This window comes from Delftia sp. BGA-UO-ETr-SB1 (genome assembly GCF_059567865.1).
In genome coordinates, this window is sequence record NZ_JCAQOW010000006.1 from 922232 (window position 1) to 934391 (window position 12160).

Consider the following 12160-nt stretch of genomic DNA (forward strand, 5'->3'; position numbering starts at 1 on the left):
CGGGTCCGGTGCGCCGCTCCCGAAGACCAAGAACCGGAGACGCCGATGCCCCCCTTTCTTCTGCTGCGCGCCACGCTGGCGGCCTTGTTGACCCTGCCGCTGGCCACCCCGGCCCAGCCGTCCTACCCGGCGCGCGCCATCACCCTGGTCGTTCCCTTTGCGCCCGGTGGCGGCACCGACAGCATTGCGCGCGACATCGCCAAGAACCTGGGCGAGCGCCTGGGCCAGCCCGTGGTGGTGGACAACCGGGGCGGTGCCGGCGGCGCCATTGGCGCAGCTGCCGTGGCCAAGGCGCCGGCCGATGGCTACACGCTGCTGTTCGCCACCTCCACCTTCATCACCAATGCCGCCGTGGAGGCCAAGCTGCCCTACGACCCGCTCAAGGACTTCGCGCCCGTGGCCATGATCGGCCGGGGGCCGCTGCTGCTGGTGGCCTCGCGCCAGGTGGGTGCCACCAGCGTGGCCCAGCTGGTGGCGGCGGCCAGGGCGCAGCCGCAGGGGCTGAACTATTGCTCGGCCGGCAACGGCAGCATCAACCACCTGGCCGGCGAGATGTTCCGCCAGCGCACAGGACTGGAGCTCACGCATGTGCCCTTCAAGGGCAGCGGCCCGGCCACGGTGGAGCTGCTGGCCGGCCGCGTGGACCTGTTCTTTGCCACCGTGCCCACCATCCTGGCCCAGGTGCGCGAGGGCAAGCTGCCGCTGCTGGCCGTCACCAGCGCGCGGCGCTCGCCGCTGTTTCCCGACACGCCCACGGTGGCCGAGGCAGGCCTGCCCGGCTTCGAGGTCGGCACCTGGTGGGGCGTGCTGGCGCCGGGCAAGACGCCCAAAGCCATCGTCGATGCGCTCAACCGCGCCGTCAACGAAGCCGCCGCCGCCGAACCCATGCCCGGCCGACTGGAGCACGAAGGCGCCAGCGCCGTGCGCCTGACGCCGGCCGCCTTCGGCGAGGAGCTGCGCAAGGAACTGGCGCTGTGGCGCGGCATTGCCGCCAAATCGGGGCTGCAGCACAAATGACGGCGGGGGCGCCGGCCGGTGTCCCTTCATCACACCCCTCCCCCAACACCTCTCAACACAGTCTGGAAAACGCTTCATGAAAATCATTGTTCTGCCCGGCGACGGCATCGGCCCGGAAACCATGGCGGCCACCGTGCAGGTGCTGCAGGCCGCATCCCGGCGCTTCGGCCTGGGCCTGGTGCTGGAGCACGATGTGGCCGGCCACGAAAGCCTGCGCCGCCACGGCGCTACGGTTACGCCCGCCCTGCTCGACAAGGTGCGGGCCGCCGACGGCCTGATGCTCGGCCCCATGGCCACCTACGACTTCAAGGACGAGGCCAGGGGCGAGATCAACCCCTCCAAGTTCTTCCGCAAGGAGCTGGACCTGTACGCCAACATCCGCCCCGCGCGCACCTATCCGGGCATGGAGCAGAAGGTGGGCGCGTTCGATCTGGTGGTGGTGCGCGAGAACACCGAGGGCTTTTACGCGGACCGCAACGTGGAGTCGGGCGGCAGCGAGATGCTGATCACGCCCGATGTCGTGGTCTCGCTGCGCCGCATCACGCGCCTGTGCTGCGAGCGCATCGCGCGCAGCGCCTTCGAGCTGGCCATGGCGCGCCGCCGCCATGTGAGCATCGTGCACAAGGCCAATGTGCTCAAGCTGGGCGACGGCATGTTCATCGACGTCTGCCACGAAGTGGCGCGCGACTTCCCCGAGGTGCAGGTCGATGACTTCATCGTGGACGCCATGATGGCCCACGTGGTCCGGGCGCCGCAGCGCTTCGACGTGATCGTCACGACCAACATGTTCGGCGACATCCTGTCGGACCTGACGGCCGAGCTGTCGGGCAGCCTGGGCCTGGGCGGCTCGGTGAATGCGGGCCGGGACCACGCCATGGGCCAGGCCGCACATGGCTCGGCGCCTGACATTGCGGGGCAGGACATTGCCAACCCGTTCTCGCTGATCCTGTCGGCCGGCCAGCTGCTGGGCTGGCATGGCCAGCGCCGGGGACTGCAGGCCTTCGAGGCGGCGGCGCACGCCATCGAGGAGGCCGTTGTGGCCGCCATCCAGGCGGGCGAGTGCACGCGCGACGTGGGCGGTCGCCTGGGCACGGCCGCCACGGGCGACGCCTTTGCAAGACGCCTGGGCTGAGCCGGTGGCTCAACCCCGCCTGCGCGCCGCCAGCCCCTGCACCACGGCCGCCAGCCGGTCGATTTCCTCGGTGGTGTTGTAGAAGGCCAGCGAGGGCCGCACCGTGGTCTCCACGCCGAAGCGCCTGAGGATGGGCTGGGCGCAGTGGTGGCCGGTGCGCACGGCGATGCCTTCGGCGTTGAGCGCCTCGCCCACCTCGGCCGTGGTCCAGCCTTTGAGCACGAAGGACAGCACGCTGGCCTTGTCGGCCGCCGTGCCGATCAGGCGCAGGCCGGGGATGGGCGCCAGCGCCTGTGTGCCGTACTGCAGCAGATCGTGCTCGTAGCGTGCGATGCGCTCCATGCCCAGGGCCTGCACGTAGTCGATGGCGGCGCCCAGGCCCACGGCGTCGGCAATGTTGCCGGTGCCGGCCTCGAAGGTGTTGGGCAGGGGCTGGTAGACGGTTTTCTCGAAGGTCACGTCGGCAATCATGTTGCCGCCGCCCTGCCAGGGCGGCATGTCCTCCAGCACCTCGCGCCGTCCCCAGACCACGCCGATGCCCGTGGGGCCGAAGACCTTGTGGCCCGAGAACACGAAGAAGTCCGCGCCGATGGCCTGCACGTCCACGGCCATGTGCGAGACCGACTGCGCGCCATCGACCAGGGCCCGGGCGCCCGCCTGGTGGGCCAGCTCCACGATCTGCTGCACGGGCACGACCGTGCCCAGCGCGTTGGAGACCTGGGTGACGGAGACGATCTTGGTGCGCGGGTTCAGCAGCCTGCGGTATTCATCGATGAGCACCTGGCCCGAGTCGTCCACCGGGATCACGCGGATCTTCGCGCCCTTGGCGGCCGCCAGCTGCTGCCAGGGCACGATGTTGGCGTGGTGCTCCAGGTGGGAGACGATGATCTCGTCGCCCTCGCCCACATGCTGCCAGCCCCAGCTCTTGGCCACGAGGTTGATGGCCTCGGTGGTGCCGCGCACGAAGATGACCTCGTTCACGTCGGGCGCGTTGATGAAGCGGCGCACGCGCTCGCGCGCGCCCTCGTAGGCGTCGGTGGCGCGGGCAGCCAGTTCATGGGCCGCGCGGTGGATGTTGGAGTTCTCGTGTTCGTAGAAGTGGCGGATGCGCTCGATCACCGCGCGCGGCTTGTGCGTGGTGGCCGCGTTGTCCAGCCAGGCCAGGGGCCGGCCGTTGACGCGCTCGGACAGGATGGGGAAGTCCCGGCGCACGGCATGCACGTCGAAGGGCGCCTGCACGCCGGCCGCTCCATGCCTTGCCCCGTGCGAAGCCTGCTGGCGCTGCAGCGGATGGGCCGGCGTGGTGTAGCCGGCGGGCAGCACCACGGGATCGACAAAGTAAAAGCGCGGCTCGGCCGAAGGCACGGTGGACGCAATGCCGGGCCCTTCGGTGGGCACGCCGATGCGCGGCACGGCGGGTGCCGCAGGTGCAGCAGGTGCCGTGAACGGGAGCGCGGCCAGCGCATCCAGCGGATCGCCCTGGCGCTGGGGCACGCCCAGCACCTGCGATCCCAGGCGCGGCTCGTAGGCGGGCAGGGCGCTCACGACATGGTCGGGCACGCCGTTGCCGGCCTGGGCATGGGGCAGCAGCGCGGGCGCGCGGTGGGCCAGCGAGGCCAGCGGCGCGGGCGAGGCCGGCAGCAGGTTGCTGCCCGGCGCCAGGCCCTGCGGGATGGGCGTGCCCGGCACGCCGGGGCCCAGGCCTGCGGGGCTGGCCAGCGGTGAGCCCGGGGGCGCCACGTTCACGGGTGCCTGCACGCCAGCAGGCAGGCCGGGAAGACCCGGAAGACCAGGCAGGGCAGGAGCCGATCCCGGTGCGGCGGAGAACAGGGCGTTGGCCATGCGCGCCAGCGCCTCGGGGTCGAAGGGCGCCTGGGGCGCCACGGAGGTGATTGCAGACACGGTCAACGCCCGGCCTCTTTACTTGTAGGTGTCGGGATAGTCGTGGTACTTGCCGATCTCGACATCGTCGAGCACGGCCAGCGCGTCGGGCGTGAGCACGGCCAGCGAGCAGTACAGCGAGATCAGGTAGGACGCGATGGCATGGTTGTTGATGCCCATGAAGCGCACCGACAGGCCCGGGCTCTGCTCGCCCGGCAGGCCGGGCTGGTACAGGCCGACCACGCCCTGGCGCTTGTCGCCCACGCGCAGCAGCAGGATCTTGCTCTTGCCATCGGCCACGGGCACCTTGTCCGAGGGGATCAGCGGAATGCCGCGCCAGGTGATGAACTGCGAGCCGAACAGGCTGACCGTGGGTGGCGGCGTGCCGCGGCGCGTGGCCTCGCGGCCGAAGGCGGCAATGGCCAGCGGATGGGTCAGGAAGAAGGCGGGCTCCTTCCAGACCTTGGTCAGCAGCTCGTCCAGGTCGTCGGGCGTGGGCGCGCCGGTCAGCGGGAAGATGCGCTGCTCGTCCGTGACCTGGGCCAGCAGGCCGTAGTCGGGGTTGTTGATCAGCTCGCTTTCCTGGTTCTCCTTGATGGTCTCGATGGTCAGGCGCAGCTGTTCCTTGATCTGGTCATGCGGGCTGCTGTAGAGGTCGGAGATGCGCGTGTGCACATCCAGGATGGTGGAGACGGCGTTGAGGAAGTACTCGCGCGGCTGCTCCTCGTAGTCCACATAGGTGCGCGGCAGCTGGTTGTCTTCCTGCTTGGCCGTGCAGGTGACCTTGATGGCCTCCGGGTTCTTGACGCGGTTGAGGCGGTAGATGCCGGCCTCCACCGGCGACCATTGCAGCAGGTGCGTCAGCCAGCGCGGGCTGATGGTCGAAAGCTGGGGAACGGTTTTGGTTGCGTTGGCCAGTTGCCGCGCGGCGTTGTCGCCTAGCGCGGTCGTGCCGCCCACTGTTGCCGACATGTGCAGACTCCGTGATCAGTTCAGGAAAAAGGGAAGGGGAAGGAGGGGAAACAGGGCCAGTGTCCCGGCCCGCGCACATGTCTTCAACATGCTATAGCCGCCAAGCGCAGGCCGCGCACCAGCTGGTCGTGGGCCACGGTCTCGCCGCGCATGACCAGGGCCGAGGGCTGCACGCCCAGCGAGACGGCCAGCTTCTCCACGGTCAGCAGCGAGGCGATGACGCGGCCGCGCTCTATCTCGCCCACGTAGGAGCGGTTCAGGTCCGAGTGCTCGGCCAGCCGCTCCTGCGACCAGCCATGGGCCTCGCGCGCCTGGCGCACGGCAATGCCGAAGCTGGTGACAAGCCGGGTGCTCATAGGGCCACCTCCCGGGGCTGCTGCGCGTGCTCGCGCGCATGGGCCTGGGTGACGTGGGCGCCGGGTGGCACGTCCTCGGTCACCCAGACATTGCCGCCGATGACGGCGCCGCGCCCCAGCGTGACGCGGCCCAGGATGGTGGCGCCCGCGTAGATGACCACGTCGTCCTCCACCACCGGATGGCGCGCCAGGCCCTTGCGCAGGTGGCCGTGCTCATCGGTGGGAAAGCGCTTGGCGCCCAGGGTGACGGCCTGGTACAGCCGCACGCGCTCGCCGATCACGGCGGTCTCGCCGATCACCACGCCCGTGCCGTGGTCCATGAAAAAGCCCCGCCCGATCTTCGCGCCCGGGTGGATGTCGATGCCCGTCTGCGCATGCGACAGCTCGGCCACGATGCGCGCCAGCAGCGGCTGCTCCAGCAGGTACAGCTGGTGGGCCAGGCGGTGGTGGATCATGGCCAGCACGCCCGGATAGCACAGCAGCACCTCGTCCACGCTGCGCGCGGCGGGATCGCCCTGGAAGGCGGCCAGCACGTCGCTGTCGAGCAGGCGGCGGATCTGGGGCAGGGACTCGGCAAAGGCGCGTGCGATGTCCAGCGCCATGGCGTCGGCGCCCGCTGCCGTGTGGGGCGCGGACAGCCGCAGCTCCAGCCGTATCTGGCCCAGCAGCGCATGCAGGGCCGAGTCCAGCTGGTGGGCCACGAAGATGTCCTCGCTTTCCTGGCGCAGGTCGTGCGGGCCCAGGCGCATGGGAAACAGGGCTGCCTTGAGCTGGTCGATGAGGGTGGAAAGCGCGTCGCGCGAGGGAAACTCGCGCGCCCCGGGCTCCTGGGTGCGGCCGTGGGCCTCGCGCCATTCGCGACGCGCCGCATGCAGGTTCTGGGTGAGTCCGGCAATGTCGAAACTGGCCATCTGCGTGCTCCTTCAGTCTTGAATCCAGGGCAGGCCGTGGAAGCGCCAGCCGTCGTTTTTGCCGCGCTGCTGACGCGCATCGATCTCGCCCTCGAAGCCTTCGAGCACGTTGAACACATGGGCGAATCCGGCCTGGGCCGCCGCCTGGGCCGCCAGCACCGAGCGCTTGCCGCTGCGGCACAGCAGCAGGGCCACGGCCTCCTTGCCGCCGTGCGGTGCCAGGCGCGCTTCCAGCTCGCGGGCAAAGCGCGGGTTGCGCGTCAGCGCCGTGCCCGTGGCCCAGGGCACGTGCAGGGTGCCCTGCACCTGGCCGACGAACTTGCGCTCCTCGGCCGTGCGCACATCGACCAGCACGGCCTGGCCGGCCTGCACCAGCGCCCAGGCCACAAGCGGGTGCACGCCGCCTGCGTGGCCCAGCCCCTGTGCGCGGGCGTGTTCCTGCGCCTCTTCCAGAGCCTGGGGCAAGGCGGTTTCCAAAGTGAGGGCTGTCATGTCGTCGTCCTTGCGGAGAATTCGCGGGTTGGTGGCTATAGGCACCAATCTAAGAACTTCGCGGCAAGCCACCAACGAACAAGAGCGGCGTTTGATAGAAGCAAAACGTCTATGAAGGCGCCGCGTGGCGCCATGCCCGGTTCGGGCGATCAGGCCGTCAGCAGCCGCTGCAGCATCCACAGGTTCAGCGACACCACCAGGGCCGCGCAGCCCCACAGCACCGCCGCCATCCTGGGGCCAAAGGCCAGCTCGCCCAGCGCCTTGCGCCGCGTGGTGAACAGCAGCAGCGGCACGATGGCAAACGGCAATTGCAGGCTCAGCACCACCTGGCTGAACACCAGCAGGGCGCTGGCGCCGGTGCTGCCGTACCAGGCGGTGGCCACCACGGCGGGCACGATGGCGATGCAGCGCGTCAGCAGGGCGCGCAGCGCGGGCGACAGGCGGATCTGCAAGAAGCCTTCCATCACGATCTGCCCGGCCAGCGTGCCCGTGACCGAAGAACTCAGCCCCGAGGCCAGCAGCGCCACGCCGAACACCGCGCTGGCGATGCCCACGCCCAGCAGCGGCGACAGCAGGTGGTAGGCGTCCGACAGCTCGGTCACCGGCGCCTGGCCGGGCCGGTTGAACGCGCCGGCCGCCACCACCAAAATGGCGGCGTTCACGAACAGCGCCAGACCCAGCGCCACCGTGGAGTCCAGAGTGGCCAGGCGGATGGCCTGGCGCGTGCCCTGGGGCGTGGTGTCATGCCGGCGTGTCTGCACGATGGACGAATGCAGGTACAGGTTGTGCGGCATCACCGTGGCCCCCACGATGCCCACGGCCAGGTACAGCATCTGCGGATTGGCCACGATCTCCATGCCCGGCAGCAGGCCGCGCAGCACGGCCGCCACGGGCGGCTGCAGCCACACCAGCTGGGCGGCAAAGCACAGGCCGATCACTGCCACCAGGGCGATCACCACCGACTCCAGGCAGCGAAAGCCCCGGCTTTGCAGCGCCAGGATCAGCATCACATCCACCACCGTGATGCACACCCCGGCCACCAGCGGCAGGCCGAACAGCAGGTTCAGGCCGATGGCCATGCCCAGCACCTCGGCCAGGTTGCAGGCCACGATGGCGATCTCGCAGAAGAACCACAGCACCAGATTGATGCGCGGGGAAAACTGCGCGCGGCAGGCCTGGGCCAGGTCCCGCCCGCTGGCCAGGCCCAGGCGCACGGCCGCCGCCTGGAACAGCATGGCCATCAGGTTGGAGGCAAAGATCACCGCCAGCAGCGAGTAGCCGAACTGCGAGCCGCCCGCGATGGAGGTGGCCCAGTTGCCCGGGTCCATGTAGCCCACGGCCACCATGTAGCCGGGCCCGGCAAACGCCAGCACGCGGCGCGCGTTGTCCGAGCGGCTGTCGCCGCGCGGCACGGCGATGCTGCGATGCACCTGCGGCAGGCTGGGCGTGCCCGCGTGGCCGTGGTCCGGCTCGATGGCGCCGAAGCGGCCCTGTTCGGCCGCAAGCACGGTGTCGTTCATGGGGGCCTTTCCGCCGGCGGGGGCACGCGGTTGCAGGGGGGAGGCCTATCGGGTGGTCGGCACCAGGCCGCTGGCGGGCGCAATGGCTGCGGCGGCGGGTGCGGCATCAGTGCCTGCGCCGCGCCACAGCGCCACGAGATCTCCGGTCACGATGACCGCGCCGGCCAGCAGAATCAGGCTGCCCACGCAGCGGCGCGCCACGGTGGTAGGTTTCAGGCGCCGCGGCGTGCGGCCCGGCGTGCTGGCCGGCGTGCGGGGGGCGGATGAGGAAGGCAGAAGGGACATCATGGCAACTCCTTGGCAGGGGAACGCTTGTCTCGGGCCAGCCCCGGGGAAGCCCGCCTGCCCCGGCCGGTGCGGGGCAGGCGGGCGGTCCGCGTCAGGCGTAGGCGCTGCTCATCACCAGCGAGCCGTTCACGCCGGCCGGGAAGAAGCCGCCCTTGGTCGCCGTGTCCTTGGTCAGGTACACGATGTTCAGCACGTCGCCCGGCGAGCGGCTGAAAGCGATGCCGTTGGCATCCAGCGGCACGATGTTGGACGTGGTGGCGTCCCCCGTGATGCCCTGGTCCACGTCGGTGGAGCCGTCCAGGCTGTCGCGCGCATCCGAGATGGCGCCGGCCGCCGTGCGCAGCGCGGGCGTGGCCAGTCCCTTGGCGTACAGCACCGTGCGCACCAGACCTGCGTGGTAGGCCTCGGCGGCCAGGATGCCGGCGGCTGCCTCCAGATAGGTCTTGTTGGTGATCAGCGGCGATGCGCCCTTGTAGGCGGTGACGCCCACGTCCTCGAAGATGAAGGCCCCCAGCAGGAAGTTCTCGTCACTCGCATAGGGATCGAAGGCCGTGCCCGCGCCCACCAGGCCGGCCGCTCGCGCGGCCACCGAGAAGGCGCCGTTCGGGTCGGTTCCGCCGATGTCGATCTGCGGCTGCGCCACCGCGGCCGAGCCCAGCGCCGCGCGCAGAAAGGCCACGTGGGCGATCTCGTCCTGGGCGATCTCCTTGGCGTACTGCGCCACCACGGGGTCCTTGAAGGCCACGGCATGGCCGCCCGTGATGGCGCCTTGCGTGCCCACGCCCGACTGCAGGTTGGCGGGCAGGCCGGTGCCGAACACCGCGTAGTGATAGAACTGCGACTCCAGATACTCCAGGTTGAGGGCGAAGTTCAGGATCTCCGCATCCGTGGGCCCGTTGGCCTGCGCATTCGCATCGCCCCCGCCGCCGCCGCAGGCGGACAGGATCACCCCGCCCGCCATGCCCACGGCCACGCCGCTGGTCTTGCGGAAGAACTGGCGCCTGTCCTCCAGCTTCTTGGCACGTTTTTGCAAAACCCCGATCAACACTGATTCGTCGGACATGATGGTTCCTCTCGGTTCGCGGCAGGCGCGAACGGTCAACGTGAAGAATGCGCCTCCGGCCGAAAGCACACGGGTGTGGCGAAAGCGCGTTCCACTGAAGAGGTGGCCACCTGCTCCAGGGGAATGGGATGCGTCCCCGCTATCCGGCAGTACGCAGGCCGCGCAGGTCTGGATGTGCCGCAATTGAAAGCGCAGGTAACGGTTTGCGGATGCAGCCGTTTCTTTTTCTTTTTTGAATCCAGACCCCGCTGCGCTGCGTATCCAGATCAGCCGGAATCGTTCGGCTTGTCATCAACCCGCTAGGAGCATTCCATGGTCTCGATTCAAAACACCCGCAAGCTGGCCTCGTTCGGCCTGGCCATCGTGATGTCGGCTGCCTCCGTGGCCGCCATGGCCGATGTGATGGTGGGCGGCGCACCCATGCTGCCGTCCAAGGACATCATCGACAACGCCGTCAACTCCAAGGACCACACCACCCTGGTCGCAGCCGTCAAGGCGGCGGGCCTGGTCGATACGCTCAAGGGCCCGGGTCCGTTCACCGTGTTCGCGCCCACCAATGCCGCCTTCGAGGCCCTGCCCGCAGGCACGGTGGACACCCTGCTCAAGCCCGAGAACAAGGGCACGCTGACCACCGTGCTGACCTACCACGTGGTGGCCGGCAAGTGGGATGCGGCGGCGCTGTCCAAGATGATCAAGGACGGCAAGGGCATGGCCAGCATCAAGACCGTCAGCGGCGGCACGCTGGTGGCCAAGTCCAGCGGCTCCAAGATCATGCTGACCGATGAAAAGGGCGGCACGGCCACGGTGACCATCCCCGACGTCTACCAGTCCAACGGCGTGATCCACGTGATCGACAAGGTGCTGCTGCCCAAGTGAGCGGCACAGGCAGCGAGCGGGCCGGCCGCTGACCGCCGTGGTCAGTGACCGGAGCCTTGCGCCTTCGCCATGCGCCTTGCGGGCGCTCCGCCAGAGGGCGCGCCGCCAGAGGGCGCTCCGCCGGAGGGCGCTCCGCCATAGGTCGATCCCGCATAGATGGCCGCCAGCGTCAGCGCCATGCCGGCCAGCGCCATCGGCGTGGGCCGGGCGGTGAAGAACAGCACGTCGATGGCATAGGTGCCTATGGGCTCGGCCAGCAGGATGAGGCCGGCCAGCGAGGCCTTCACATGCGGAACGGCCGTGCTCACCATGAGCCAGGCCACGCCCTGCACCAGCAGGCCGTACAGCAGCAGCGTGCCGAAATCGGCCGCGCCGGCAATGGCCAGCGACTCGCCCTCCAGCCACGCGGCCGCCAGCAGGCAGGGCGCGGCGGCGGCGCACAGCACGGCCATGTTGACGGCCGGATGCGTGGCGTGCGGCGGCGTCTGCCCCTTCTTGATGAAGACCACGCACAGCGCATAGGCCGCCGCCGATGCCAGGCCCAGGGCCACGCCCAGCCAGTGCCCGGACGCCGAATCCGGGCCTGCGGCCAAGGGCAGGCCCGCACCCGACACCATGAGGATGCCGGTGGCCGCCAGCACCAGCGCCACGAAGTAGACGACCGTGATCCGCTCGCGGAACACCGCCCAGGCCAGCCCCGCCAGAAAGAACGACTGGCAGTTGGTCAGGATGGCGCCCAGGCCCGGCCCCACCATCCGTATGCTCTTGTGCCACCAGTACAGGTCCAGCGCCAGCGCGGCGCCGGCCAGGCAGGCGTACAGCAGGGCCTGGCGCGTCATGCGCCAGCGCAGGCCCCGCCACAGGGCAAAGCCGGCCAGCCCCAGGCCGCCCAGCAGCATGCGGTAAAAGCCCATGGCGCTGGTGCCCATGCTGCTGAAAGCCACGGCCACGCCGGACAGGCTCAGGATCAGCCCGCCCACGGCCAGCAGCGCCAGGTAGCTTGTCTTTCCGTTCATGCGCCTGGCCCCGTCACGCTTGCCGGTCGGCGGCATTGCGCCGCCGGTATTCGAGCTGGCGTGCCGTCTCGGCCGCGATCTCCGCGCCCAGCAGGCGCTCCACCAGGTGCAGGGCCATGTCGATGCCCGCCGCAAAACCGCCCGAGGTGACGATGGCGCCCTCATCGATCCACAGCCTGTCGGCGCTCACGCGGGCGGCCGGCGCAATGGCGCGCAGGTCTTCCGTGTCCTCGAAGTGCGTGGTGGCCTCGCGCTGGTCCAGGAGCCCCGCCCGCCCCAGCAGGAAGGAGCCCACGCAGACGGAGCCCGTGACCTCGCTGCTGCCGGCCACCTGCCGCAGCCAGGCGGCGACCTCGGGCGCAGCCAGCTCGGCCTGCAGGGCGCCGCCGGCCACGATCACCAGGTCCAGCGGGGGATGGTCCTGCAGGCTGGCCTGTGCCTGTATGCCCACGCCTTCGCGCGTGCGCACGGCGGCGCCGCTGCGGCTGATCACCACGGGCTGAAACGGGGGCGAGGCCGCCAGCCCGCGCCGCACGGCCACGCGCGCGGCCACGTCGAATACCTGCAAAGGCCCTGCAAACTCCAGCAGCACCACGCCATCAAAGACGAAAAATCCAACGGTCCGGGTCTTCATCC

13 protein-coding genes are annotated in these 12160 nt (G+C 69.9%); 3 read left to right on the top strand and 10 right to left on the bottom strand.

Annotated elements, in window-relative coordinates; all coding sequences use genetic code 11:
* The first annotated feature begins 45 nt into the window (after nucleotides 1–45).
* Both AC57B5_RS22965 and AC57B5_RS22970 read left to right on the top strand, forming a co-directional pair.
* On the top strand, nucleotides 46–1017 hold the full coding sequence (locus tag AC57B5_RS22965; protein ID WP_496400408.1) for a tripartite tricarboxylate transporter substrate binding protein: 972 nt from the start codon (nucleotides 46–48) through the stop codon (nucleotides 1015–1017).
* A 76-nt stretch (nucleotides 1018–1093) separates the two neighbouring features.
* A complete protein-coding gene (locus AC57B5_RS22970; protein ID WP_063328421.1) occupies nucleotides 1094–2149 on the top strand; it encodes an isocitrate/isopropylmalate dehydrogenase family protein in 1056 nt (351 codons plus the stop codon).
* A gap of 9 nt (nucleotides 2150–2158) precedes the next feature.
* Here the strand turns inward: AC57B5_RS22970 and AC57B5_RS22975 are convergent, their stop codons facing one another.
* From AC57B5_RS22975 to AC57B5_RS23010, 8 genes are all read right to left on the bottom strand, one after another.
* Nucleotides 2159–4057, bottom strand: coding sequence for a family 2A encapsulin nanocompartment cargo protein cysteine desulfurase (locus AC57B5_RS22975; RefSeq protein ID WP_097201311.1), 1899 nt, complete (start codon nucleotides 4055–4057; stop codon nucleotides 2159–2161).
* A gap of 12 nt (nucleotides 4058–4069) precedes the next feature.
* Complete coding sequence (locus tag AC57B5_RS22980) at nucleotides 4070–5002, bottom strand: family 2A encapsulin nanocompartment shell protein (protein ID WP_013800566.1); 933 nt, start codon at nucleotides 5000–5002, stop codon at nucleotides 4070–4072.
* Between the two features lie 83 nt (nucleotides 5003–5085).
* Complete coding sequence (locus AC57B5_RS22985) at nucleotides 5086–5358, bottom strand: helix-turn-helix domain-containing protein (protein WP_012207587.1); 273 nt, start codon at nucleotides 5356–5358, stop codon at nucleotides 5086–5088.
* Entirely contained in the window at nucleotides 5355–6269 is a 915-nt protein-coding gene (epsC, locus tag AC57B5_RS22990; protein WP_013800567.1) for a serine O-acetyltransferase EpsC, read from the bottom strand. The genes AC57B5_RS22985 and epsC overlap by 4 nt, the downstream gene beginning before the upstream one ends.
* A 12-nt stretch (nucleotides 6270–6281) precedes the next feature.
* Nucleotides 6282–6761, bottom strand: a complete 480-nt coding sequence (locus tag AC57B5_RS22995) for a rhodanese-like domain-containing protein (RefSeq protein ID WP_496400409.1) — start codon at nucleotides 6759–6761, stop codon at nucleotides 6282–6284.
* 149 nt (nucleotides 6762–6910) lie between these two features.
* On the bottom strand, nucleotides 6911–8281 hold the full coding sequence (locus AC57B5_RS23000) for an Nramp family divalent metal transporter (RefSeq protein WP_496400410.1): 1371 nt from the start codon (nucleotides 8279–8281) through the stop codon (nucleotides 6911–6913).
* Nucleotides 8282–8326: 45 nt separating this feature from the next.
* Complete coding sequence (locus tag AC57B5_RS23005) at nucleotides 8327–8569, bottom strand: hypothetical protein (RefSeq protein ID WP_496400411.1); 243 nt, start codon at nucleotides 8567–8569, stop codon at nucleotides 8327–8329.
* Between the two features lie 91 nt (nucleotides 8570–8660).
* Nucleotides 8661–9632 (bottom strand): ferritin-like domain-containing protein, encoded by a 972-nt coding sequence (locus AC57B5_RS23010; protein WP_496400412.1) that lies wholly within the window; start codon nucleotides 9630–9632, stop codon nucleotides 8661–8663.
* A 312-nt stretch (nucleotides 9633–9944) separates the two neighbouring features.
* On the opposite strand from AC57B5_RS23010, the gene AC57B5_RS23015 reads away from it, so the two are divergent.
* Nucleotides 9945–10508: a fasciclin domain-containing protein gene (locus AC57B5_RS23015; protein ID WP_013800571.1), complete on the top strand. Its 564-nt coding sequence runs from the start codon at nucleotides 9945–9947 to the stop codon at nucleotides 10506–10508.
* 41 nt (nucleotides 10509–10549) lie between these two features.
* Here AC57B5_RS23015 and AC57B5_RS23020 read toward each other — a convergent pair whose 3' ends face one another.
* A complete protein-coding gene (locus AC57B5_RS23020) occupies nucleotides 10550–11524 on the bottom strand; it encodes a DMT family transporter (protein WP_496400413.1) in 975 nt (324 codons plus the stop codon).
* 13 nt (nucleotides 11525–11537) lie between these two features.
* Entirely contained in the window at nucleotides 11538–12158 is a 621-nt protein-coding gene (locus AC57B5_RS23025) for a GlxA family transcriptional regulator (RefSeq protein ID WP_141835539.1), read from the bottom strand.
* Nucleotides 12159–12160: the final 2 nt, after the last annotated feature.

Excerpts from the sequence above, each read along its gene's own strand:
- AC57B5_RS22965 (WP_496400408.1), top strand. The coding sequence starts at position 46 with ATGCCCCCCTTTCTTCTGCTGCGCGCCACGCTGGCGGCCTTGTTGACC.
- AC57B5_RS22970 (WP_063328421.1), top strand. The coding sequence starts at position 1,094 with ATGAAAATCATTGTTCTGCCCGGCGACGGCATCGGCCCGGAAACCATG.
- AC57B5_RS22980 (WP_013800566.1), bottom strand. The coding sequence starts at position 5,002 with ATGTCGGCAACAGTGGGCGGCACGACCGCGCTAGGCGACAACGCCGCG.
- AC57B5_RS22985 (WP_012207587.1), bottom strand. The coding sequence starts at position 5,358 with ATGAGCACCCGGCTTGTCACCAGCTTCGGCATTGCCGTGCGCCAGGCG.
- epsC (WP_013800567.1), bottom strand. The coding sequence starts at position 6,269 with ATGGCCAGTTTCGACATTGCCGGACTCACCCAGAACCTGCATGCGGCG.
- AC57B5_RS22995 (WP_496400409.1), bottom strand. The coding sequence starts at position 6,761 with ATGACAGCCCTCACTTTGGAAACCGCCTTGCCCCAGGCTCTGGAAGAG.
- AC57B5_RS23000 (WP_496400410.1), bottom strand. The coding sequence starts at position 8,281 with ATGAACGACACCGTGCTTGCGGCCGAACAGGGCCGCTTCGGCGCCATC.
- AC57B5_RS23005 (WP_496400411.1), bottom strand. The coding sequence starts at position 8,569 with ATGATGTCCCTTCTGCCTTCCTCATCCGCCCCCCGCACGCCGGCCAGC.
- AC57B5_RS23010 (WP_496400412.1), bottom strand. The coding sequence starts at position 9,632 with ATGTCCGACGAATCAGTGTTGATCGGGGTTTTGCAAAAACGTGCCAAG.
- AC57B5_RS23015 (WP_013800571.1), top strand. The coding sequence starts at position 9,945 with ATGGTCTCGATTCAAAACACCCGCAAGCTGGCCTCGTTCGGCCTGGCC.
- AC57B5_RS23020 (WP_496400413.1), bottom strand. The coding sequence starts at position 11,524 with ATGAACGGAAAGACAAGCTACCTGGCGCTGCTGGCCGTGGGCGGGCTG.
- AC57B5_RS23025 (WP_141835539.1), bottom strand. The coding sequence starts at position 12,158 with ATGAAGACCCGGACCGTTGGATTTTTCGTCTTTGATGGCGTGGTGCTG.